We start from the raw sequence: 22,657 nt of genomic DNA on the forward strand, positions 1-22,657 counted from the left end.
CGGGGGTGGCAAGTTTACCTTGCCTTGCGGGCGGAGTCAGGCCTGGCTGTCGATCGGCGGCGGCATCTTCGCGGGCTCGCCCGCTCCCACAGGGCCTGCACAGATCTCAAATCCTGTGCAGCACCAGTGGGAGCGGGCAAGCCCGCGAAGCAGGCGCCGCCGATTCAGCGGGTGTTACTTGTCAGCGTGGTATGCCGCATCAGCCGTCTCGAAGCGCTGCACCATCGCTTTCGACGGGCTGCCCAGCTTGCTCACCACGACGATGGCGATGCTGGCGAACAGGAAGCCCGGGATGATTTCGTACAGCCCGAGGGTGTCGAAGTTCTTCCACAGGATCACGGTCAGCGCACCGACCACGATACCGGCCAGGGCGCCGTTACGGGTCATGCCTTTCCACAGTACCGAAATCAGCACCACCGGACCGAATGCGGCACCGAAACCGGCCCAGGCGTACGCCACCAGGCCCAGCACACGGTTTTCCGGGTTGGCGGCCATGGCGATGGCGATCAGGGCCACGGCCAGGACCATCAGCCGACCGACCCACACCAGCTCGACCTGCGAAGCGTTCTTGCGCAGGAAGGCCTTGTAGAAGTCCTCGGTCAGGGCGCTGGAGCACACCAGCAACTGGCAGCTCAAGGTACTCATCACCGCTGCCAGGATGGCCGACAGCAGCACACCGGCGATCCACGGATTGAACAGGATCTTGGCCAACTCGATGAACACACGCTCGTGGTTCTCGGTGACCGGGCCAGCCAGATCAGGATGAGCCGAGAAATAGGCGATACCGAAGAAGCCCACGGCGCAGGTGCCGGCCAGGCACAGGATCATCCAGGTCATGGAGATACGGCGGGCGTTGGCAATCGATTTCACCGAGTCGGCGGCCATGAAGCGCGCCAGGATGTGCGGCTGACCGAAGTAGCCCAGGCCCCAACCCATCAGCGAAATGATGCCGATGAAGGTCGCGCCCTTGAACATGTCGAAGTGAGCCGGGTTCACCACCTCGATAGCGGCGAAGGTCTGATCGAAGCCGCCGGTGGAGATCAGCACGATCACCGGGGTGAGGATCAGCGCGAAGATCATCAGCGATGCCTGCACGGTATCGGTCCAGCTCACCGCCAGGAAGCCACCAATGAAGGTGTAGGCAATGGTCGCCGCCGCACCGGCCCACAGCGCGGTTTCGTACGGCATGCCGAAGGTGCTCTCGAACAGACGGGCACCGGCGACGATGCCGGAAGCGCAGTAGATGGTGAAGAACACCAGAATCACGATGGCCGAAATGATGCGCAGCAGGCCGCTATGGTCTTCGAAACGGCTGGAGAAGTAGTCCGGCAGGGTCAGCGCATCGCCGTTGTGCTCGGTCTGAACGCGCAGACGGCCGGCAACGAACAGCCAGTTGAGGTAGGCGCCGACGGTCAGGCCGATGGCAATCCAGGCTTCGGACAGGCCAGAGAAATAGATGGCGCCCGGCAGGCCCATCAGCAGCCAGCCGCTCATGTCGGAAGCACCGGCGGAAAGCGCGGTAACCACGCTGCCCAGGCTGCGACCGCCAAGGATGTAGTCGGAAAGGTTCTTGGTGGAGCGATAGGCCGCGAAGCCGATCAGCACCATTGCCGCGATGTAGATCACGAACGTGATCGTTAGTGGGTTGCCCATATGTGTGCCCTGGCGTTTGTTTTTATCTCATGCGCAACCGCAGCCATGGCGGTTGCACCCAGGCGGCGAATGCTATGCAACAACGCGAAGCGGGTGCAACCATTTTTCACCGGCAAGTTGCACCTGCCCGCGCATTTTCCGATAAAGCCGATTTTTTGCTCCTTTCTGGAGCAATCGGGCCGGTTTTCAGAATAAAGCGCACCGAAAACACGCCTTTTATACTTCCACGATCAGCCAGCTGACGAGTTGCACCTTTTTCATCAAAAATTAGGGTTGCACCTGGTTGCACCCAAATTGTCCTACAGCTACTCTTGGCGCCAGCTTAGGCCACAGCCGTGGCAATAACGAGGATAAGAAATGGCGACGACCACCCTTGGGGTCAAACTCGATGACCCGACCCGTGAGCGACTCAAGGCAGCTGCGCAGTCCATCGACCGCACGCCGCACTGGTTGATCAAGCAAGCGATCTTCAACTACCTGGAGAAGCTCGAGGGTGGTGCCACCCTGACCGAACTCAACGGTCACGCCAGCAACCTCGCCGACGACGCTGGCGAAATCCAGCCCGACCACAGCCACCAGTGCTTCCTCGAGTTCGCCGAGAGCATCCTGCCGCAGTCGGTGCTGCGCTCGGCGATTACCGCCGCCTACCGCCGTCCCGAACAGGAAGTGGTGCCGATGCTGCTGGAGCAGGCTCGCCTGAGTGCTCCGCTGGCCGAAGCGACCAACAAGATGGCCGCCGGCCTTGCGGAAAAACTGCGTAACCAGAAGAGCGCCGGTGGCCGTGCCGGTATCGTCCAGGGCCTGTTGCAGGAGTTCTCGCTGTCGTCCCAGGAAGGCGTGGCACTGATGTGCCTGGCCGAAGCCCTGCTGCGCATCCCCGACAAGGGCACCCGTGACGCACTGATCCGCGACAAGATCAGCACCGGCAACTGGCAGCCACACCTGGGCAACAGCCCCTCGCTATTCGTCAACGCCGCCACCTGGGGCCTGCTGCTGACCGGCAAGCTGGTGTCCACCCACAACGAATCCGGCCTCACTGCCTCGCTCACCCGCATTATCGGCAAGAGCGGCGAGCCGATGATCCGCAAGGGCGTCGACATGGCCATGCGCCTGATGGGCGAGCAGTTCGTCACGGGCGAAACCATTGCCGAAGCCCTGGCCAATGCCAGCCGCTTCGAGTCCAAGGGCTTCCGCTATTCCTACGACATGCTTGGCGAAGCCGCACTGACCGAGCACGACGCACAGAAGTACCTGGCGTCCTATGAGCAGGCCATCCACTCGATCGGCAAGGCCTCCCATGGCCGTGGCATCTATGAAGGCCCGGGCATCTCGATCAAGCTGTCGGCGCTGCACCCGCGCTACAGCCGCGCCCAGTACGAGCGGGTGATGGAAGAGCTGTACCCGCGCCTGCTGTCGCTGACCCTGCTGGCCAAGCAGTACGACATCGGCCTGAACATCGACGCCGAGGAAGCCGACCGCCTGGAGCTGTCGCTCGACCTGCTCGAGCGCCTGTGCTTCGAGCCTTCGCTGGCCGGCTGGAACGGTATCGGCTTCGTCATCCAGGCCTACCAGAAGCGCTGCCCTTATGTGATCGACTATGTCATCGACCTGGCCAAGCGCAGCCGCCACCGCCTGATGATCCGCCTGGTGAAAGGCGCCTACTGGGACAGCGAGATCAAGCGCGCCCAGGTCGAAGGCCTGGAAGGCTACCCGGTCTACACCCGCAAGGTGTACACCGACGTGTCCTACGTCGCCTGCGCCCGCAAGCTGCTGGCCGTGCCTGAAGCCATCTACCCGCAGTTCGCCACCCACAATGCCCACACCCTGTCGGCCATCTATCATATTGCCGGGCAGAACTACTACCCGGGCCAGTACGAGTTCCAGTGCCTGCACGGCATGGGCGAGCCGCTGTACGAGCAAGTGGTCGGCAAGATTTCCGAAGGCAAGCTGAACCGCCCATGCCGCGTCTATGCACCGGTCGGCACCCACGAAACGCTGCTGGCCTACCTGGTACGTCGCCTGCTGGAGAACGGCGCCAACACCTCGTTCGTCAACCGCATCGCCGACCATTCCATCTCCATCCAGGAGCTGGTCGCCGACCCGGTCGCCAGCATCGAGCGCATGGGCACCCAGGAAGGCAGCATCGGCCTGCCGCACCCGCGCATCCCGCTGCCGCGTGAGCTGTATGGCAGCGAGCGGGCCAACTCGGCCGGCATCGACATGGCCAACGAACACCGCCTGGCATCGCTGTCGTGCGCCATGCTGGCCACCGCCCACAACGACTGGAAAGCCGCCCCGCTGCTGGCCTGCGCCGCCAGTGAAAGCGCTGCTGTCGCCGTGCTGAACCCGGCGGACCACCGCGACGTGGTTGGCCATGTGCAGGAAGCCACTGTCGCCGACGTCGACAACGCCATCCAGTGCGCCCTGAATGCCGCACCGATCTGGCAGGCCACCCCGCCGGCCGAACGTGCTGCCATCCTGGAACGCACCGCCGACCTGATGGAGGCCGAGATCCAGCCGCTGATGGGCCTGCTCATCCGCGAAGCCGGCAAGACCTTCGCCAACGCCATCGCCGAAGTGCGTGAAGCGGTAGACTTCCTGCGCTACTACGCGGTGCAGGCACGCAACGACTTCAGCAACGACGCCCACCGCCCACTGGGCCCGGTCGTGTGCATCAGCCCGTGGAACTTCCCGCTGGCGATCTTCACCGGCCAGGTGGCCGCGGCCCTCGCCGCCGGCAACCCGGTGCTGGCCAAGCCGGCCGAGCAGACCCCGCTGATTGCCGCCCAGGCCGTGCGCCTGCTGCTGGAAGCCGGGATTCCGGAAGGCGTGCTGCAACTGCTGCCAGGCCGTGGCGAAACCGTCGGCGCCGGCCTGGTCGGTGACGAGCGCGTCAAGGGCGTGATGTTCACCGGCTCCACCGAAGTCGCCCGCCTGCTGCAGCGCAACGTCGCCGGCCGCCTGGATAACCAGGGCCGCCCGATCCCGCTGATCGCTGAAACCGGTGGCCAGAACGCGATGATCGTCGATTCCTCGGCACTGACCGAGCAGGTGGTGATCGACGTGGTGTCTTCGGCCTTCGACAGCGCCGGCCAGCGTTGCTCGGCACTGCGCGTGCTGTGCCTGCAGGAAGACTCCGCCGACCGCGTGATCGAGATGCTCAAGGGCGCCATGGCCGAAAGCCGCCTGGGTAGCCCGGACCGCCTGGCCGTGGACATCGGCCCGGTGATCGACGCCGAAGCCAAGGCCGGCATCGAGAAGCACATCCAGGGCATGCGCGAGAAAGGCCGCCCGGTCTACCAGGTGGCGATTGCCGATGCCGCCGAGATCAAGCGCGGTACCTTCGTCATGCCGACCCTGATCGAACTGGAAAGCTTCGATGAACTGAAGCGCGAAATCTTCGGCCCGGTGCTGCATGTGGTGCGCTACAACCGCCGCAACCTCGACCAGCTGATCGAGCAGATCAACAATTCCGGTTACGGCCTGACCCTCGGCGTGCACACTCGCATCGACGAGACCATCGCCAAGGTGGTGGAAACCGCCAATGCTGGCAACATGTACGTCAACCGCAACATCGTCGGTGCAGTGGTCGGTGTACAGCCGTTCGGTGGTGAAGGCCTGTCCGGTACCGGCCCGAAAGCCGGCGGCCCGCTGTACCTGTACCGCCTGCTGTCGACCCGCCCGGCGGACGCGATTGGCCGCCACTTCCAGCAGCAGGACGGCGAAGGCAAGCCGGACCGCACCCTGCACGAGCAGCTGATCAAGCCGTTGCACGGCCTGAAAGCCTGGGCCGAGAGCAACCAGCATGCCGACCTGGCCGCGCTGTGCAGCCAGTTTGCCAGCCAGTCGCAGAGCGGCATTGCCCGCCTGCTGCCAGGCCCGACCGGCGAGCGCAACAGCTACACCATACTGCCGCGCGAGCACGTGCTGTGCCTGGCTGACAACGAAGCCGACCTGCTGGCGCAGTTCGCCGCAGTGCTGGCTGTGGGTAGCTCGGCGGTGTGGGTAGACGGTGAACCTGGCAAGGCCCTGCGCGCTCGCCTGCCGAAAGAGCTGCAGGCCAAGGTCAAGCTGGTGGCGGACTGGAGCAAGGACGAAGTGGCGTTCGACGCCGTGATCCACCATGGCGATTCGGACCAGCTGCGCGGCGTGTGCCAGCAGGTGGCCAAGCGTGCCGGGGCGATCGTCGGTGTGCACGGGCTGTCCAGCGGCGATCATCAGATTGCGCTGGAGCGCCTGGTGATCGAGCGGGCGGTGAGTGTGAACACTGCGGCGGCGGGTGGTAACGCCAGCCTGATGACCATTGGTTGATGGCTGAGGGTTGTTGAAGAGAAAGGAGAGCTTCGGCTCTCCTTTTTTTATGGGCGCTTGTCCTTGAGTTGAAAATCAGGCTTTCTTCCTGTCCAACTCAGCATCATCCATGAGGGCTTTGTCCATCACATCGCCAGAGCCACCAGAGACACCAGCTTTTGCCTCCCTCCGAAAGCAGCATCAGCCCAAGCCACACCGAATAACCCATATTGGAAACCAGCATCGGCCAAACCAGCATCGTGGATATCGAAGGAACGAAAAAAAAGATACGAAAGGGGATCTGCACCATCGCCAGGTAGACAGCCACCCGACAACGCAGAAGAAACAACACGCAAGTCACGATCAAGGAGAGCTGCAGAGCCAGGCCCAGCCAGACTATGAACTCCAGCCCTCCTCCCCAGTTCTGCATGTTGTGCAATCCATCGTTGAAATCCGTCCAGAAGGGTATTGCGCCTCGCGCCATGCTGCGAAGGACGTAAAGAAAGAGGTAGAACGCATCCATGCCTCCCCAGAACAGGAAAGCGGTTCTACACATGCTCAAGCTCGAGCTCTCCAATGTCACCTCCAGTTTTCGCAGAAGTACCGCTTTCTGTAGGAGCGATCTCGCGTCGCGAAACGGCCGCCACGCGGCCCCCAGCAATTTCGGCAGTGGAACTGAAACCTGGGGCCGCCCCTACGCGCAGCAGAGAAATCCGCTCAAACCATGGATGAAAGTGCGATCAAAGCAAACAGCTGTGCTGTTGCAAGCGAGATAAACAGTAACATCCATAGCCAATTGGCCAGCGTGAAACGGCTGTTGGCCAACCCTTCTTTGTCACCCGCACTAAAGTTGGTGCCTTTTTGCATGGGTACCAGAACGATCAGCCAGGCAGCATGAGACAACAGCCCCGCAAAATAGGCTTCCCACAGCCGGTCCTCCAGAACAATGCTGGTGACCACCCAAACAACGCACATACCGTAATAGCCCAGCGTGAGCGCCAGGATGGACCATGAATAGCTTCTACCTGAGTCGCGAATATGGTCATTCACTCTTCTCAGTAGTGGATAGATGAAAAACAGCGCAAAAACGCTTCGCCAGAACGGGCTGACCTTCTCACCGGTTGTGGCTCCATACAGCTTCCAGCTTTGATAGAAGCAATACAGCCAGTAGAAGCCCATGGTGAAGAAGGTCATTACGCCAAACTTCATAGGCGAAACTACGAAGAAGGGCAGCTGATCGCGTTGGGCATCTGTCAAGTCGTTACTGAGGACATCATTCATCTGAAACGTCGCCTTGTGAAAACCAAAGAGCACATTCAAGGCCAAACGCCACTTGATCCGCGATAGTCCAAATCCACTCCGACTTGTGGGAAACGTCTCGGTTTTTTCTGTGCCTGTTCGGCTTTTCTCGTGCCTCCCACTGGTAATGCGCAGTTCCCCGCATCAACACAATCCTGTGGTCTCACGCCAAAGGGCCCACGCAGGGACCCCAGCTTTCTAAACCCATATCACCCAAACCTATTAACCTCCCCCCACCCCTCCCTATCCGCCTAGACTCGCAACATCCCGCATCAGGACCGCGACCATGCCCGAGACCCTGCTCAGCCCCCGCAACCTGGCCTTCGAACTCTACGAAGTACTCGACGCCGAAGCCTTGACCCAGCGCCCGCGCTTTGCCGAGCACAGCCGCGAAACCTTCGATGCGGCGCTCAGCACCGCCCGCACCATCGCCGAAAGGTTCTTCGCCCCGCACAACCGCAAGGCCGATGAAAACGAGCCGCGCTACGTCGACGGCCGCGCCGAACTGATCGCGGAAGTGAAACCCGCCATCGACGCCTTCCTCGAAGCCGGCTTCCTCAATGCCAACCGCGACTTCGAGGTCGGCGGCATGCAGTTGCCCAGCCTGGTCTCGCAGGCCTGCTTCGCCCACTTCCAGGCGGCCAACGCCGGCACCACGGCCTACCCGTTCCTGACCATGGGCGCAGCCAACCTGATCGAGAGCTTCGGCAGCGAAGAACAGAAGCGCCTGTTCCTGCAGCCGATGATCGAAGGCCGCTACTTCGGCACCATGGCCCTGACCGAACCCCATGCAGGCTCTTCGCTTGCCGATATCCGCACCCGTGCGGAGCCTGCCGGTGACGGCAGCTACCGGCTCAAGGGCAACAAGATCTTCATTTCCGGCGGCGACCACGAACTGTCGGAAAACATCGTGCACATGGTGCTGGCCAAGCTGCCGGACGCCCCGCCCGGGGTGAAAGGTATCTCGCTGTTCATCGTGCCGAAGTACCTGGTCAACCCCGACGGCAGCCGCGGCCCGCGCAACGACGTGCTGCTGGCCGGGCTGTTCCACAAGATGGGCTGGCGTGGCACCACGTCCACCGCGCTGAACTTCGGCGACAACGGCCAGTGCGTCGGCTACCTGGTCGGCCAGCCACACCAGGGCCTGGCCTGCATGTTCCAGATGATGAACGAAGCCCGCATTGGCGTTGGCATGGGCGCAGTGATGCTCGGCTACGCCGGTTACCTGTACTCGCTGGACTATGCCCGCCAGCGGCCGCAGGGCCGGCTACCGGACAACAAGGACCCGCACAGCCCGGCGGTGCCGATTGTCGAGCACACGGATGTGAAACGCATGCTGCTGGCCCAGAAAGCCTATGTGGAAGGCGCGTTCGACCTGGGCCTGTACGCAGCGCGCCTGTTCGACGACACCCACACCGCCGCCGATGAAAGCGCCCGTAGACAGGCGCAAGACCTGCTCGACCTGCTGACCCCGATCGTCAAATCCTGGCCTTCGACGTTCTGCCTCAAGGCCAACGAACTGGCGATCCAGATTCTTGGCGGCCATGGCTACACCCGTGAATATCCCGTCGAGCAGTACTATCGCGACAACCGCCTGAACCCGATCCACGAGGGCACCGAGGGCATCCAGTCGCTCGACCTGCTCGGTCGCAAGCTGGCGCAGAACAATGGCGCAGGTCTCAAGCAGCTGATCCGCCTGATAGCCGCCACCGGCGAGCGCGCCAGCCACCACCCCAGCCTCGACCCGCTGCGCCAGCCGCTGGAACAACTGGTCAACCGCCTGCAAGCCGTCACCCTGGCCCTGCTTGGCGACCTGGCCCAGGGCAAAGTCGCCGGCGCCCTGGCCAACTCGGCCCTGTACCTCAAGGCCTTCGGCCATTGCGTGATCGGCTGGCGCTGGCTGGAACAGGCCATTCACGCCGAGCTTGGCCTGCGCAAGGGCAGCCCGCTCGACCGCGACTTCTACCTCGGCAAGCTACAGGCCGCGCGTTATTTCCTGACCTGGGAAGTACCAGGCTGCCATAATGAGCTGGCATTGCTCGAGGCGCGCGACGACACCTGCCTCGCCATGCAAGACGGGTGGTTCTAGGGGGAGCCACCGTGTACACGGAGGCTTCCGCATGTTCGATTCCAGCGCCCTGCTGCGTCAGCGCTTCGCCGCGCTGCGCAGTACGGCCGAGTTGTTTTCCCTGCGCCATGTGAAACAGTCGCACCAGGCGCTGTCGGTACGCCGCAATGTCGCAGAGCCGCCGCTGTTCAGCCAGGACGAAGGCGCCATGCTCAGCGTGCGGGTCAATGGCGTAGAGGCCTATGCCGCCACCGCCGACCTGTCCCAGGCCGGCTTGCAGCGCGCGCTGGAGCAAGCCGAGGCACTGGCCCGGCAGATCGCCCGGCACAGCCTGCTGGACCTGCGCGGGCAGGCAGTGACCAGTGCCCAGCATGACCACATTTCGCCCAACTTCGAGCAGCCTCTGCCCTCCCTCGCCGATTGCCTTGGCTTGCTCGCGGCCGAATCGGCCAGCGTGCCCAAGGACAGCCGCCTGGTGGACTGGCAAGCCAGCCTGGGCATCAGCCTGGTCGAGCAGACCTACCTGAATTCGGCCGGCGCGCAACTGCGCCATGCGCAACGCTTCCTGTTCCCCGGCGTCGGGGTCACCGCCAGCGACGGCCAGGACAGCCAGAGCCGTAGCCTGGGCCGTGACAACTTCGGCCAGCAGGGCGGCTTCGAGGTCATCGAGCGCTGCGGCCTGGTGGGTGCTGCCCACCGGGTGGCGGACGAGGCGCTGGAACTGCTGCTGGCCCCGAACACCCCCAGCGGCCCGCGTGACCTGCTGTTGATGCCGGACCAGATGATACTGCAGATTCACGAATCGATCGGCCACCCGCTGGAGATGGACCGCATCCTCGGCGACGAGCGCAACTACGCCGGCACCAGCTTCGTCAAAACCAGCGATTTCGGCCAGCTGCAATACGGCTCCAGCCTGCTGAACGTGACCTTCGACCCAACCATCGGCGAAGAGCTGGCCAGCTACAGCTTCGATGACGACGGGACCCCGGCCAGCAAGCAGTTCCTGATCCGCGACGGCCTGTTGCTGCGCCCGCTGGGTGGCGCGCTGTCGCAGTTCCGTTCCGGCCTCGACGGCGTGGCCAACAGCCGTGCCTGCGGCTGGAACCGTGCGCCGATCGACCGCATGGCCAACCTCAACATCGAGCCGGGGGACAAGTCGCTGAACCAGCTGATCGAGGGCATCGAGCACGGCATCCTGATGCGCACCAACCGTTCCTGGTCCATCGACGACGCGCGCAACAAGTTCCAGTTCGGCTGCGAATGGGGCCAGCTGATCGAAGATGGCGAACTGAAGGGCATCGTCAAGAACCCCAACTACCGCGGCATTTCCGCGCATTTCTGGCGTAACCTGGCGGCGGTCGGTGACCGCAGCACCTTCCAGGTGCTGGGTACGCCCAACTGTGGCAAGGGCGAACCCAACCAGGTGGTACGGGTTGGTCATGCCTCGCCAGCCTGCGTGTTCCGCCAGATTGATGTATTCGGAGGAGACGCCTCGTGAAGAACGCTTTCGAAACCTTGGTCGCAGAGCTGAACAAAACCCTGCGAACGGGCGAGCAGTTCACCCTCGGCTACAGTGCCGAGCAGTCGCAGTTCGTACGTTTCAATCACGCCAAGGTGCGCCAGGCCGGCGAAGTGAGCCAGGCCAGTGCGCAACTGCGCCTGATCCGCGATGGCCGTCAGGCGGAGCAACAGGTGACCTTGAGCGGTGACGCGCAACTCGATAGCCAGCGCCTGAACACGGCCCTTGAGCAACTGCGCCAGACCCTGCCGCTGTTGGCCGTCGATCCGTACCTGCGTCTGGACGAAAGCGCTTGGCACAGCCACAGCCAGCAGCAACAGCCGCTGCCCGAGCTGAATGAAGTACTGGCCCTGCTCGAGCACGAAGCCGGCGACCTGGACCTGGTCGGCATCTACGCCGCCGGCCCCATCTGCCGGGGCTTCGCCAGCTCGTTCGGGGCCTTCGGCTGGCATCAGGCCAACAGCTTCAACGTCGACTGGAGCCTGTTCCATGCAAATGGCGAGGCGGTGAAGGCCAACTACGCAGGGCAGGCGTGGCGCGCTGACGACTTCACCACGCGGCTGCGCCAGGCACGCGAACAACTGGGCTTCCTCGGCCGCCCGGCAGTTACCCTGAAGCCTGGCAGCTATCGCGCCTACCTGGCCCCGGCGGCGATGGACGAAATTGCCGGCATGTTGTGCTGGGGCGGGTTTTCCGCGCAGGCCCTGGCTACCGGCAACAGCGCCCTGCAGCGCCTCTACAACGGCGATGCGCGGCTGAGCCCGCTGGTGAGCTTCAGCGAGCAGGTCAGCGGCTCGCTGAGCCCGGCGTTTTCCGATGAAGGCTCGCCGCGCCTGGACGTGCCGTTGATCCAGCAAGGCGAGGCGCTGCAACGGCTGGTCAGCGCACGCAGCGCCGCCGAATTCGGGTTGCTGGCCAATGGCGCCGACAGCTACGAATCGCCGTGCGCGCTCAGCCTTGCACCAGGGAGCTTGCCCAGCGAACAGGTGCTTGAGCGGCTCGGCACCGGGTTGTACATCAGCAACCTGTGGTACCTGAACTACTCCGACCTGCCAGCAGCGCGGATGACCGGGCTGACCCGCTTCGCCACCTTCTGGGTGGAGAATGGGCAGATCCAGGGGCCGGTGCGCACCATGCGCTTCGATGACAGCCTGTACAGCCTGCTCGGCAGCCAACTGGAGGACCTGACCCGCGAGCGCGAGATGATCCTGTCGACCAGCACCTATGGTCAGCGCAGTACCGGGTCGAGTCATTTGCCGGGGGCGCTGGTCAAAGGGTTGACTCTGACATTGTGATAGACACCACCGGCCTCTTCGCGGGCACGCCCGCTCCCACAGGTATTGCACCCTCATCAAATGCGATGCGCTACCGGTGGGAGCGGGCGTGCCCGCGAAAGGGCCGGTACTGACAAACGAGGAAGTCATGCCCGAACGCACCCCGCTGGACCCCGTCACTGCCCGCTGGATCCCCTGGGTGGTGGCCATCGCCTTCTTCATGCAGTCCCTGGATGGCACCATCCTCAACACCGCATTGCCGGCCATGGCTCGCTCGCTGGCCGAGGACCCGCTGCGCATGCAAGGCGTGATCATCGCCTACATGCTCACGGTGGCCTTGCTGATCCCCGCCTCGGGCTGGATCGCCGACCGCTTCGGCACCAAGCGCATCTTCTTCAGCGCCATCCTGCTGTTCAGCTTCGGTTCGCTGCTGTGTGCTGCGGCCAATAGCCTCGGCTTCCTGATCTTCGCCCGGGTCGTGCAAGGCCTGGGCGGCGCGCTGATGCTGCCGGTCGGGCGGCTGGTGGTGCTGCGTGCCTATCCACGCACCGAGCTGGTGCGCATCATGAGCTTCATCACCATTCCCGGCCTGCTCGGCCCGCTATTGGGCCCGACCGTCGGCGGCTGGCTGGTGGAGATTCTCAGCTGGCACTGGATCTTCCTGCTCAACCTGCCTGTCGGCCTGGTCGGCTGCTATGCCGTGTGGAGATTCATTCCCGACCTGCGCGGCGCCGAACGCACCACCTTCGACGGTCCGGGGTTCCTGCTGTTTGGCGCGGCCATGGTGCTGATCACCATCGCCATGGAGGGCCTGGGTGAACTGCACCTGCCACACCTGCGGGTGATGTTGCTGCTGTTCGCCGGCATGGCCTGCCTGGCGGCCTACTGGCTGCGCGCCGGGCGCGACCCGGAGCCACTGTTCTCGCCCAGCCTGTTCCGCGTGCGCACCTTCGCCATCGGTATCCTCGGTAACCTGTTCGCCCGCCTGGGCAGTGGCGCCCTGCCGTTCCTGGTGCCATTGCTGCTGCAGGTGGCGCTGGGCTACTCGCCGGCCCAGGCCGGCATGAGCATGATTCCACTGGCCGCCGCGGCCATGCTCGCCAAGTCCATCGCCCGGCCGCTGATCGAACGCCTTGGCTACCGCATCATCCTCACCGGCAACACTTTGCTGCTGGGCGTGCTGCTGGCCAGCCTCGGCCTGGTCGACGAGCAGACGCCCTATGCCGTGTTGCTGCTTCAGCTTGGCCTGCTCGGAGCCGTCAACTCCATGCAGTTCACGGCGATGAACACCGTAACCCTGATCGACCTTGACGACGCCAGCGCCAGTAGTGGCAACAGCCTGCTGTCGGTGGTAGCGCAGCTGTCCTTGAGCCTGGGCGTGGCCTGCGCCGGTGCGCTGCTGGGTGGTTTCACCGCTGCCGGCAGCGCCGAGGGTGTGGAAACCACCTTGGGCGCATTCCAGCTGACCTTCGTGACCATCGGCGTGATGGCCATGCTCGCGGCGGCGATCTTCCTGCAGCTGGCGCCGACGGACGGAAGGCGTGCCCGTCGTCCGGAACAACACATGGAGTCGTAGGGCGAATGGCCACGAGGCTGGTAGACTATGCGGCATTTTTCGCTTCGCACCGCAGGCCCGCCTCGTGACCACCGACTCCACCGCCTTTGCCTCCCTGCCGCTGTCCGCTGCCATGCTGGCCAACCTGGACGCCCTCGGCTATGCCTCGATGACGCCGATCCAGGCCCAGAGCCTGCCGGTCATCCTCAAGGGCCAGGACCTGATTGCCCAGGCCAAGACCGGCAGCGGCAAGACTGCCGCCTTCGGCATCGGCCTGCTCAACCCGATCAACCCGCGCTATTTCGGCTGCCAGGCGCTGGTGCTGTGCCCCACCCGCGAGCTTGCCGACCAGGTGGCCAAGGAGCTGCGTCGCCTGGCCCGCGCCGAGGACAATATCAAGATCCTCACCCTGTGCGGCGGCGTTTCGCTGGGCCCGCAGATCGCTTCGCTGGAGCATGGCGCGCACATCATCGTCGGCACCCCGGGGCGTATCCAGCAGCACCTGGACAAGGGCACCCTGGTACTCGACGGCCTGAACACCCTGGTGCTGGATGAAGCCGACTGCATGCTCGACATGGGCTTCTTCGACGCCATCGCCAGCATCATCGGCAAGACCCCGTCGCGCCGCCAGACTCTGCTGTTCTCGGCCACCTACCCGGCCGGTATCAAGCAACTGGCCGCCGACTTCATGCGCAACCCGCAACAGGTCAAGGTCGAGAGCCTGCACAGCGACAACCAGATCGAGCAGCGTTTCATCGAGATCGACCCGCAGCAGCGCCTGGAGGCCGTCACCCGCGTGCTCGGCCACTATCGCCCGCAGTCCTGCGTGGCGTTCTGCTTCACCAAGCAGCAGTGCGAGGACCTGGTCGCCCACCTGACCGCCAAGGGCATCGTTGCCCAGGCCCTGCACGGCGACCTGGAGCAGCGCGACCGCGACCAGGTACTGACCATGTTCGCCAACCGCAGCAGCTCGGTGCTGGTGGCCACCGACGTGGCTGCACGCGGCCTGGACATCGACGGCCTGGACATGGTCATCAACGTCGAGCTGGCGCGTGACGCGGAGATCCACGTGCACCGCGTGGGCCGTACCGGCCGCGCGGGCGAAAAAGGCATTGCAGTCAGCCTGGTGGCACCTGCCGAGGGGCACCGCGCCCAGGCCATCGAAGACCTGCAGAAGAGCCCGCTGCGCTGGGACCAGCTGGACAGCCTGAAGAGCAAGGGCGGCGAGCCGCTGCTGCCACAGATGAGCACCCTGTGCATCGCGGCCGGGCGCAAGGACAAGCTGCGCCCGGGCGACATCCTTGGCGCGCTGACCGGGGATGCCGGGATCCCTGGCAAGCAGGTGGGCAAGATTGCGATCTTTGACTTCCAGGCCTTTGTTGCCGTGGAGCGGCCACTGGCCAGGCAGGCCATGCAGCGCTTGAACAGCGGCAAGATCAAGGGGCGCTCCCTGAAAGTTCGCATCGTCTGACCTGATTTTGGGCCGCGTCGCGGCCCTTTCGCGCCACAAGGCCGCTCCTGCAGGGGATCGCAAGAAACTCCTGCAGCAGCGGCCTTGTGTCGCGAAAGCGCTGCGAGGCAGCCCCAGCAATCCTGAAGAGGTAACACCGTGCACTCCACCGACGTGATCATCCTCGGCGCCGGCGCCGCCGGCCTGATGTGCGCCCAGCTCAGCGCCCACCGCGGCCGCCGGGTGCTGGTACTCGACCACGCCAACAAACCGGGCAAGAAGATCCTCATGTCCGGTGGCGGGCGCTGCAACTTCACCAACCTGTACACCGAACCCGGCAACTTCCTCTCGCACAACGCCCACTTCTGCAAGTCGGCCCTGGCCCGCTATACCCAGTGGGACTTCATCGAGCTGGTGTGCAAGCACGGCGTGCCCTACCACGAGAAGAAGCTCGGCCAGCTGTTCTGCGACAACAAGGCCAGCGACATCCTCGACATGCTGCTGGCCGAATGCGACGAGGCCGGTGCCGAGATCCGCATGCACACCAGCATCGAACAGATCGAGAAGACCGAAGGCGGCTACCTGTTGCAGACCAGCGGCGGCCAGTTCGCCTGCCAGTCACTGGTGATCGCCACCGGCGGCCTGTCGATCCCGACCCTGGGTGCCACCGGCTTCGGCTACCAGGTGGCGCGCCAGTTCGGGCACACCCTGCTGCCGACCCGCGCCGGCCTGGTGCCATTCACCATCACCGAGCCCCAACTCAAGGCACTGTGCACCGAGCTGTCCGGCACCTCGCTGGACTGCACCGCCAGCTGCAACGGCACCAGCTTCTGCGAGAACCTGCTGTTCACCCACCGCGGCCTCAGCGGCCCGGCGATCCTGCAGATCTCGTCATTCTGGGAGGCCGGTGACACGGTCGAGATCAACCTGCTGCCCGACCGCGACGCGCTGGCCTGGCTGCAACAGATGCAGGCCGAACGCGCCAACGCCGAACTGAAGACCGTGCTCGGCGAGGTGTTCACCCGCAAGCTGGCCAACCTGCTGGCCGAGCAGTGGTTCGAGTCCAGGCCGATGAAGCAGTACACCCCGGCAGAACTGGCGCAGATCGCCGACAAGCTGGCGAACTGGCAGGTAGTACCGGCCGGCACCGAGGGCTACCGCACCGCCGAGGTGACCTTGGGTGGGGTGGACACCCGCGAAGTGTCGTCCAAGACCATGGAGTCGCTGAAGAGCCCTGGCTTGTATTTCATCGGTGAGGTGCTGGATGTGACCGGCCACCTGGGCGGTTTCAACTTCCAATGGGCCTGGGCCTCCGCCAACGCCGCTGCGCAGTTCGTGTAGAGTAGAATCCATTCAGCAGCACGGAACGCTTCTTGCTGACCGTGCCGCCATGCATTCAATCGCTCACTGCCCAGCAGGCCATCATGTCATCGAGCTCGTTCCGTCAGTCACTGCGTCGCCTGTGGGGCCAAGACAAGTTCAGCTACAGCATCCGGGTCACCATCGCACTCACCGGCAGCCTGGCCCTGTGCTGGTACCAGAACGAGATGGCCCTGCTGATTCCGCTGTTCCTCGGCATCATCGCCAGCGCCCTGGCGGAAACCGATGACAGCTGGCAGGGCCGCCTCAGCGCCCTGGCCGTCACCCTGGTGTGCTTCGCGATCGCCGCGCTGGCGGTCGAGCTGCTGTTCCCCTACCCCTGGATCTTCGTCATTGCCCTGGCCCTCGCGGCCTTCAGCCTGACCATGCTCGGGGCGCTGGGCGAGCGCTATGGCGCCATCGCTTCGGCAACCTTGATCACTTCGGTCTACACCATGATCGGCGTAGACCAGCGCGGCGGCCAGGTCACCGACTTCTGGCACGAACCATTGCTGCTGGTGGCAGGTGCGGCCTGGTACGGGCTGCTGTCGGTGCTGTGGCAGGCGCTGTTTTCCAACCAGCCGGTGCAGCAGAGCCTGGCCAAGCTGTTCTTCGAGCTGGGCAGCTACCTCAAGCTCAAGGCCAGCCTGTTCGAGCCCATCCGCACCCTCGACATCGAAGCGCGGCGCCTGGAGCTGGCCCAGCAGAACGGCAAGGTAGTGGCGGCCCTCAACGCAGCCAAGGAAATCATCCTGCACCGAGTCGGCAACAGCCAGCCCAACTCCAAGGTCAGCCGCTACCTCAAGCTGTACTTCCTGGCGCAGGACATCCATGAGCGGGTCAGCGCCTCGCACTATCCCTACAACGCCCTGACCGAGGCGTTCTTCCACAGCGACGTGATGTTCCGCTGTCAACGTCTGCTGCGCAAACAGGGCTCATCCTGCCAGGAGCTGGCCCGTTCGATCCGCCTGCGCCAGCCGTTCGTCCTGGCCAGCGGTTATCCCGAAGCCCTCGAGGACCTCAACGCCTCGCTGGAACACCTGCGCATCCAGAGCAACCCGGCGTGGCGCGGCCTGTTGCGCTCGCTGAGGGCGCTGGCGGCCAACCTGGCAACGCTGGACCGCCTGCTCAGTGCGGCCAGCAACCCGGACAGCCTGGCCGATGCCAGCGACAGCAGCCTGCTCGACCGCTCGCCACGTTCACTGAAGGACGTGTGGACGCGCTTGCGCACCCAACTGACACCGACCTCACTGTTGTTCCGCCATGCCTTGCGCCTGCCGCTGGCATTGTCGATCGGCTATGGCATGGTGCACCTGATCCATCCGACCCAAGGCTACTGGATCATCCTCACCACCCTGTTCGTCTGCCAGCCCAACTACGGTGCAACCCGGCGCAAGCTGGGGCAGCGGATAGTCGGCACCGCGTTCGGCCTTACCGTAGGCTGGGCGTTGTTCGACCTGTTCCCCAACCCGGTTGTGCAGTCGTTGTTCGCCGTGGTTGCCGGGGTGGTGTTCTTCGTAAACCGCACTACCCGCTACACCTTGGCCACGGCAGCCATCACCCTGATGGTGCTGTTCTGTTTCAACCAGATCGGCGATGGCTACGGCCTGTTCCTGCCACGCCTGTTCGATACCCTGGTGGGTAGCCTGATCGCCATACTCGCGGTGTTCCTGTTCCTGCCCGACTGGCAAGGACGGCGCCTGAACAAGGTGCTGGCCAATACCCTGACCTGCGCCAGCCTCTACCTGCGCCAGATCATGCAACAGTACGCCCACGGCAAGCGCGACGACCTGGCCTACCGCTTGGCCCGGCGCAATGCCCATAACGCCGACGCGGCACTGTCCACCACCTTGGCCAACATGCTCATGGAGCCGGGGCACTTCCGCAAGGAGGCCGACGTCGGCTTCCGCTTCCTGGTGCTGTCACACACCCTGCTCAGCTACCTCTCCGGGCTGGGCGCGCACCGCGATACCGCCTTGCCCGCGGAAGTGCAGGAACAGTTGATCGAAGGTGCCGGGCAGAGCCTGGCCAGCAGCCTGGACGAGATTGCCAACGGCCTGGCCGCGCGCGCGCCGGTGGCGATTCACAGTGATGCCGAAGAAGCGCTGGCCAATGCCCTGGAGCAGATGCCGGACGACCTGGATGAGCACCAGCGCCTGGTACAGACGCAACTGGCGTTGATCTGCCGACAGTTGGCCCCGTTGCGGACCTTGGCCGCGCACCTGATCAAGGAAGGTGCTCCAAGCTGATTTGCTGGGAGGCCTGAGCGATCAGAAGCCATGCTGACGCAGCAGCCGGGCATAGCTGCCATCGGCCTTCATCGCCGCGATCGCCCGCTCGAACCGTTCGACGATCTGTGCATGCTCGGGGTGCTTCAGGCTGACCAGGATATGCAGGGTGTTCTCGCCCAGCGGCGGCTCCACCAGCATCACCCCATCACGCACTTCCTGCGGCTCGCGCTGCAGGTTGTAACGGGCCACGTATTCGTCTTCCACCGCCAGGTTCACCCGCCCAGCGGCCAACATGCGCACCGCTGATGAAAAGTTGCGCACCGGCACTTTGTGCAGACGGCTGTCACCATCGAACGCCGGGGAATAGGCGTAGTCACGCACCACGGCGATGCTGTAGGGGTACAAGTCGGATTGACGCCGGTAGCGAAACGCCTCGCCCTTGCGCTGCAGCAGGCGAACGCGGTTGGTCAGGTAGGCTGAGGAAAACTGCCCGATACGCTCGCGCGAGTCGTTGTGCCAGGCGTTGATCAGCACGTCGTAGCGCCCTTCGCTGACCCCGAGCAACGCCCGCGCCCATGGCACCTCCTCGAACCCGCTGGTGTAGCCGGCCCGAGTCAGCGCGGTGGTGACGATGCTGGTCGCCAGGCCGCCGCCGGGCATGCCGGCGTCGGTGAACGGCGGCCAGCTGTCCGCCACCAGGCGCAGCCGGTCAGCAGCCAGGGCAGGCGCCGCCAGCAGCGTTGCCAGTAATCCCAGAACACAAAGCAGTGGCCGCATGCTCAAGTCCTTTTCGCAATGGGGGAGCACACATTGTCAGGGCGGTCTTCTTCGCAACTGCCGATGAGATTACACAAAGCCTCTGCTCAGGACAGCGGCCAATAGTGTCATTTAGCCTCTATTTTGGCCGAAGCTTCTATCTTGCCGCATAAAGCTGCGATTTGTTCAGGGATAACCCAGCACTTCACGGATCTGCCGCAAGTGCCGGATGATCCACTGCTTGTCGATCGCCCCCCAGTCACGGATGCGATAATGGCCGGCGTGATTGCGCGCGCCTTCCTGCTGCTCGAACTCGCAGACGATATCCAGGTCGGCCAACGCGGCGATGGTGTCCTGGGCGGTGCGCCGTGGCATGCCGGTGGCCTCCATCAGGGCGGGCACGCTGGTAGCGGTCTGGCTGTCGATCAGCCAGGCCACGTACAGGCGCCGGTAGAAGCTGCTCTTGGTCTTGCTCACTTCCATGCTGCGTGGTCCTTAACAGTTGCCCGGCAGCTCCCGATAGGTCAGGTAGACGCGCAGGTCAAATTCCAGTTGGTGGTAGTCCGGCTCCATGTGCTGGCAGAGCTGGTAGAACGCCTTGTTGTGATCGCGCTCGCGCAGGTGTGCCAGTTCGTGCACCACGATCATGCGCAAGAATTGCGGCGCTGCTTCCTTGAACAGCGAGGCAATGCGGATTTCCTTCTTCGCCTTGAGCTTGCCACCCTGCACCCTCGATACCGCCGTGTTCAGGCCCAGGGCCCGGTGGGTCAGGTCGAGGCGACTGTCGAACAAAACCTTGTCCAGGGGCGGCGCGCTGCGCAGGTACTGTTGGCGCAGATCCTGGGCATAGCCGTACAACGCCTTGTCGCTTTGCACGTCATGGCGGCCAGGGTAACGGCGCTGCAGATACTCGCCCAGGCGGCCGCTGTCGATCATCTGCCGCACCTGCTGCTGCAGGTGCGGGGGGTAGGCTTGCAGGTAACGTAATACAGTCATGGCGCGGCTTTCGGTATGACGAATGCCGATTTTAGCCAATCAGGGCGTTGGCCAGGAGAAAATCGCCGGAAAACTGCTGGCATCCGCGGCGGTCATCGGGTACGCCACCAGGAAGCCCTGCACGTATTCACAACCGTTGGCCTTCAGCCAGGCCGCCTGGGCCGGGGTTTCAACACCCTCGGCGATCACCGTGATGCGATAGTCGCCGCACAGGCTGATGACGCTGCGCACCAGCGCGGCGTCCACTGTCGAATCGGGCAGGCGCGCCACCAGGTGGCGGTCGAGCTTGAGGGTATCGATCGGCAGGTCGCGCAACATGCGCAACGAACAATCGCCGGCACCGAAATCGTCCAGCGCCACCCGCACCCCCAGGTCGCGCAAGCGGTGGATCTGTTTCACCGCCGCATCTATGTTGTACATCAGCGAGGTTTCCGCCACCTCCACTTCCAGCTGTGCCGGGTCCAGCTGGTACAGCTGGATCACCCGCTGCAACTCCTCGACCAGGCCAGGCATGACGAATTGTGCACGGCTCAGGCTGATACCCAGCACCAGGTCCGTGGCAAAGCGCTGGCACCAGGCCTGACGCTGGGCCGCACCCTGGCGGTAGATCCAGCTGGCCAGGCGGTTGATCAGGCGCGCCTCTTCCAGCAGCGGGATGAACAACCCGGGCGGCACATCGCCAACACTGGGGTGCTGCCAGCGCAGCAACGCCTCGAAACCGCGCAACTGGCCGCCATTGAAGGCGACCTGCGGCTGGTACACCAAGGTGAAGTCCTGCTGCTCGATGGCCGCGCGCACGCTATCTTCGAGCATCAGCCGCGAACGTGCCCGGCCATTGAGCTCCTGGTCATAGAAGCGGTACTGCTGGCGCCCCGCCTGCTTGGCCGCGTACATCGCCGCATCGGCGGCACGCAACAGGCCTTCGACGTTGGCGCCGCAGTCCGGGTAGGTGGCGATGCCGATGCTGACCCCAAGGCACACGTCGAAGCCGTCCACCTCGTGGCTGATGGAAACGCGCTCCAGCAGCCGTTCGGCGTAACGCCCGGCCTGCTCCGGATACGGCAGGCCGTCGAACAGCGCGGTGAATTCATCCCCGCCCATGCGCGCCAGCAGCGCCTCGCTGCCCAGGCAGTCCTTGAGCTGCTCGGCCACCCAGCGCAACACCCGGTCACCGGCGTCGTGGCCAAGCGAGTCATTGATCCGCTTGAAGCCGTCCAGGTCCATGTACATCAGCGCCTGCGCCTTGTCCGAGCGCTCGTTGCGCAACAGCACGCCTTCAGCGGCCTGGTAGAAACCGCGACGGTTGAGCAGGCCGGTGAGCGGGTCGGTCACGGCCTGGTACTCCAGCTGCTGGTGCAGGTTGCGCACCACCGACATGTCCAGCACCGTCACCACCATGGCCTGCTGGTCGACCGGCAGCGGCGCGCAGGACAACGCCACGGGCCGCAGCTCACCGCCAGAGGAACGCAGTTGGGCATCATGCACACGGAAGATCTGCCTGCCCAGGTAGGCCTGGTAGAAGCCCGAGTCCTCCCACAGGCTGGCATTGGCCAGTTGCACCAGATCGAGCAGGCGGGCGCCCTGCAGCTGCGCTACTGGCGTGGACAACAGGTTGGATATGGCTGGGTTGGCAAAGCTGATGATGCCCTGCGCATCCACCACCAGAATGCCCTCGGCGGCGTTTTCCAGGATCGACGCATTGAACGCCGTGGCCGCTTCCAGCTCACGGGTCAGGCGTTGCAGCATGCGCCGGTTGCGCTGCTGCTCGAGCAAGGCCTGGACCTTGGGCTTGAGGATCTGTGGGTCGAACGGCTTGAACATGTAGTCCACGGCGCCGCTGGCATAGCCTTTGAGCACGGCGGCTTCGGACTGTTCGTTGGCGGTGAGGAAGATGATCGGCGTCAGCCGGGTACGCTGGCTGCCGCGCATCAGCCGGGCGACTTCGAAGCCATCCATCTCCGGCATCTGTACATCCAGCAAGACCAGATCGACTTCATGTTCAAGCAGTGCGTTCAAGGCTTCCATACCCGAACTTGCCGTTAGTACCTGCCAATCCTGACGGGCCAGCAATGCCCGCATGCTGATGAGGTTCTCGGGGTAATCGTCTACCACCAGGAGAACCGAGTTGCCATCCAGTGGCTGTGGTAGAGCGGGAGCGCCATCCATGCTGCTTCTCTATTATGTGACCGACTTCAAAAATACACTTG

At 64.1% G+C, this 22,657-nt stretch carries 16 protein-coding genes; 8 read left to right on the forward strand and 8 right to left on the reverse strand.

Going from position 1 to position 22,657, the window contains the following annotated elements:
• Window positions 1-174: 174 nt before the first annotated feature.
• Together putP and ACLEJP_RS11345 are read right to left on the reverse strand one after the other, a co-directional pair.
• Window positions 175-1,653: a sodium/proline symporter PutP gene (gene putP, locus ACLEJP_RS11340; RefSeq protein WP_440806451.1), complete on the reverse strand. Its 1,479-nt coding sequence runs from the start codon at window positions 1,651-1,653 to the stop codon at window positions 175-177.
• A 106-nt stretch (window positions 1,654-1,759) separates the two neighbouring features.
• On the reverse strand, window positions 1,760-1,942 hold the full coding sequence (locus ACLEJP_RS11345; protein WP_440806452.1) for a hypothetical protein: 183 nt from the start codon (window positions 1,940-1,942) through the stop codon (window positions 1,760-1,762).
• 68 nt (window positions 1,943-2,010) lie between these two features.
• On the opposite strand from ACLEJP_RS11345, the gene putA reads away from it, so the two are divergent.
• Entirely contained in the window at window positions 2,011-5,964 is a 3,954-nt protein-coding gene (gene putA, locus ACLEJP_RS11350; RefSeq protein ID WP_296233808.1) for a trifunctional transcriptional regulator/proline dehydrogenase/L-glutamate gamma-semialdehyde dehydrogenase, read from the forward strand.
• 103 nt (window positions 5,965-6,067) lie between these two features.
• Here putA and ACLEJP_RS11355 read toward each other — a convergent pair whose 3' ends face one another.
• Complete coding sequence (locus tag ACLEJP_RS11355; protein WP_440806455.1) at window positions 6,068-6,466, reverse strand: hypothetical protein; 399 nt, start codon at window positions 6,464-6,466, stop codon at window positions 6,068-6,070.
• Window positions 6,467-6,660: 194 nt separating this feature from the next.
• Complete coding sequence (locus ACLEJP_RS11360; RefSeq protein WP_440806457.1) at window positions 6,661-7,224, reverse strand: hypothetical protein; 564 nt, start codon at window positions 7,222-7,224, stop codon at window positions 6,661-6,663.
• Between the two features lie 304 nt (window positions 7,225-7,528).
• Here ACLEJP_RS11360 and ACLEJP_RS11365 point away from each other — a divergent pair, with 304 nt between their 5' ends.
• The 7 genes from ACLEJP_RS11365 (at window position 7,529) to yccS (ending at window position 18,716) form a co-directional block, all read left to right on the forward strand.
• Window positions 7,529-9,331, forward strand: coding sequence for an acyl-CoA dehydrogenase (locus ACLEJP_RS11365; RefSeq protein WP_440806459.1), 1,803 nt, complete (start codon window positions 7,529-7,531; stop codon window positions 9,329-9,331).
• A 31-nt stretch (window positions 9,332-9,362) separates the two neighbouring features.
• Window positions 9,363-10,808: a TldD/PmbA family protein gene (locus ACLEJP_RS11370; RefSeq protein WP_440806460.1), complete on the forward strand. Its 1,446-nt coding sequence runs from the start codon at window positions 9,363-9,365 to the stop codon at window positions 10,806-10,808.
• Window positions 10,805-12,124 carry a TldD/PmbA family protein gene (locus tag ACLEJP_RS11375; protein WP_440806463.1) on the forward strand — a complete coding sequence of 440 codons (1,320 nt, stop codon included), beginning with the start codon at window positions 10,805-10,807 and terminating at the stop codon, window positions 12,122-12,124. Before ACLEJP_RS11370 ends, ACLEJP_RS11375 begins: the two co-directional genes overlap by 4 nt.
• A 127-nt stretch (window positions 12,125-12,251) precedes the next feature.
• Complete coding sequence (gene mdtD / locus ACLEJP_RS11380) at window positions 12,252-13,679, forward strand: multidrug transporter subunit MdtD (RefSeq protein ID WP_289133655.1); 1,428 nt, start codon at window positions 12,252-12,254, stop codon at window positions 13,677-13,679.
• Between the two features lie 112 nt (window positions 13,680-13,791).
• A complete protein-coding gene (gene dbpA / locus ACLEJP_RS11385; protein WP_440806597.1) occupies window positions 13,792-15,129 on the forward strand; it encodes an ATP-dependent RNA helicase DbpA in 1,338 nt (445 codons plus the stop codon).
• A 138-nt stretch (window positions 15,130-15,267) separates the two neighbouring features.
• Entirely contained in the window at window positions 15,268-16,449 is a 1,182-nt protein-coding gene (locus ACLEJP_RS11390) for an NAD(P)/FAD-dependent oxidoreductase (protein WP_440806467.1), read from the forward strand.
• Window positions 16,450-16,532: 83 nt separating this feature from the next.
• The gene (gene yccS / locus ACLEJP_RS11395; protein ID WP_289134215.1) at window positions 16,533-18,716 is read left to right on the forward strand and encodes a YccS family putative transporter; all 2,184 of its coding nucleotides are present in this window, start codon (window positions 16,533-16,535) and stop codon (window positions 18,714-18,716) included.
• A gap of 21 nt (window positions 18,717-18,737) precedes the next feature.
• Here the strand turns inward: yccS and ACLEJP_RS11400 are convergent, their stop codons facing one another.
• The 4 genes from ACLEJP_RS11400 to ACLEJP_RS11415 all read right to left on the reverse strand — a co-directional run bounded on the left by ACLEJP_RS11400 (window position 18,738) and on the right by ACLEJP_RS11415 (window position 22,616).
• A complete protein-coding gene (locus ACLEJP_RS11400; RefSeq protein WP_440806470.1) occupies window positions 18,738-19,475 on the reverse strand; it encodes a substrate-binding periplasmic protein in 738 nt (245 codons plus the stop codon).
• A gap of 165 nt (window positions 19,476-19,640) precedes the next feature.
• A complete protein-coding gene (locus ACLEJP_RS11405; protein ID WP_440806472.1) occupies window positions 19,641-19,937 on the reverse strand; it encodes a winged helix-turn-helix domain-containing protein in 297 nt (98 codons plus the stop codon).
• 12 nt (window positions 19,938-19,949) lie between these two features.
• Window positions 19,950-20,450 carry a M48 metallopeptidase family protein gene (locus tag ACLEJP_RS11410; protein WP_225779493.1) on the reverse strand — a complete coding sequence of 167 codons (501 nt, stop codon included), beginning with the start codon at window positions 20,448-20,450 and terminating at the stop codon, window positions 19,950-19,952.
• Between the two features lie 39 nt (window positions 20,451-20,489).
• On the reverse strand, window positions 20,490-22,616 hold the full coding sequence (locus ACLEJP_RS11415; protein WP_440806474.1) for a putative bifunctional diguanylate cyclase/phosphodiesterase: 2,127 nt from the start codon (window positions 22,614-22,616) through the stop codon (window positions 20,490-20,492).
• Between the last annotated feature and the right edge of the window lie 41 nt (window positions 22,617-22,657).

It is taken from the genome of Pseudomonas sp. SMV7 (assembly GCF_052041995.1).
Lineage (GTDB): Bacteria > Pseudomonadota > Gammaproteobacteria > Pseudomonadales > Pseudomonadaceae > Aquipseudomonas.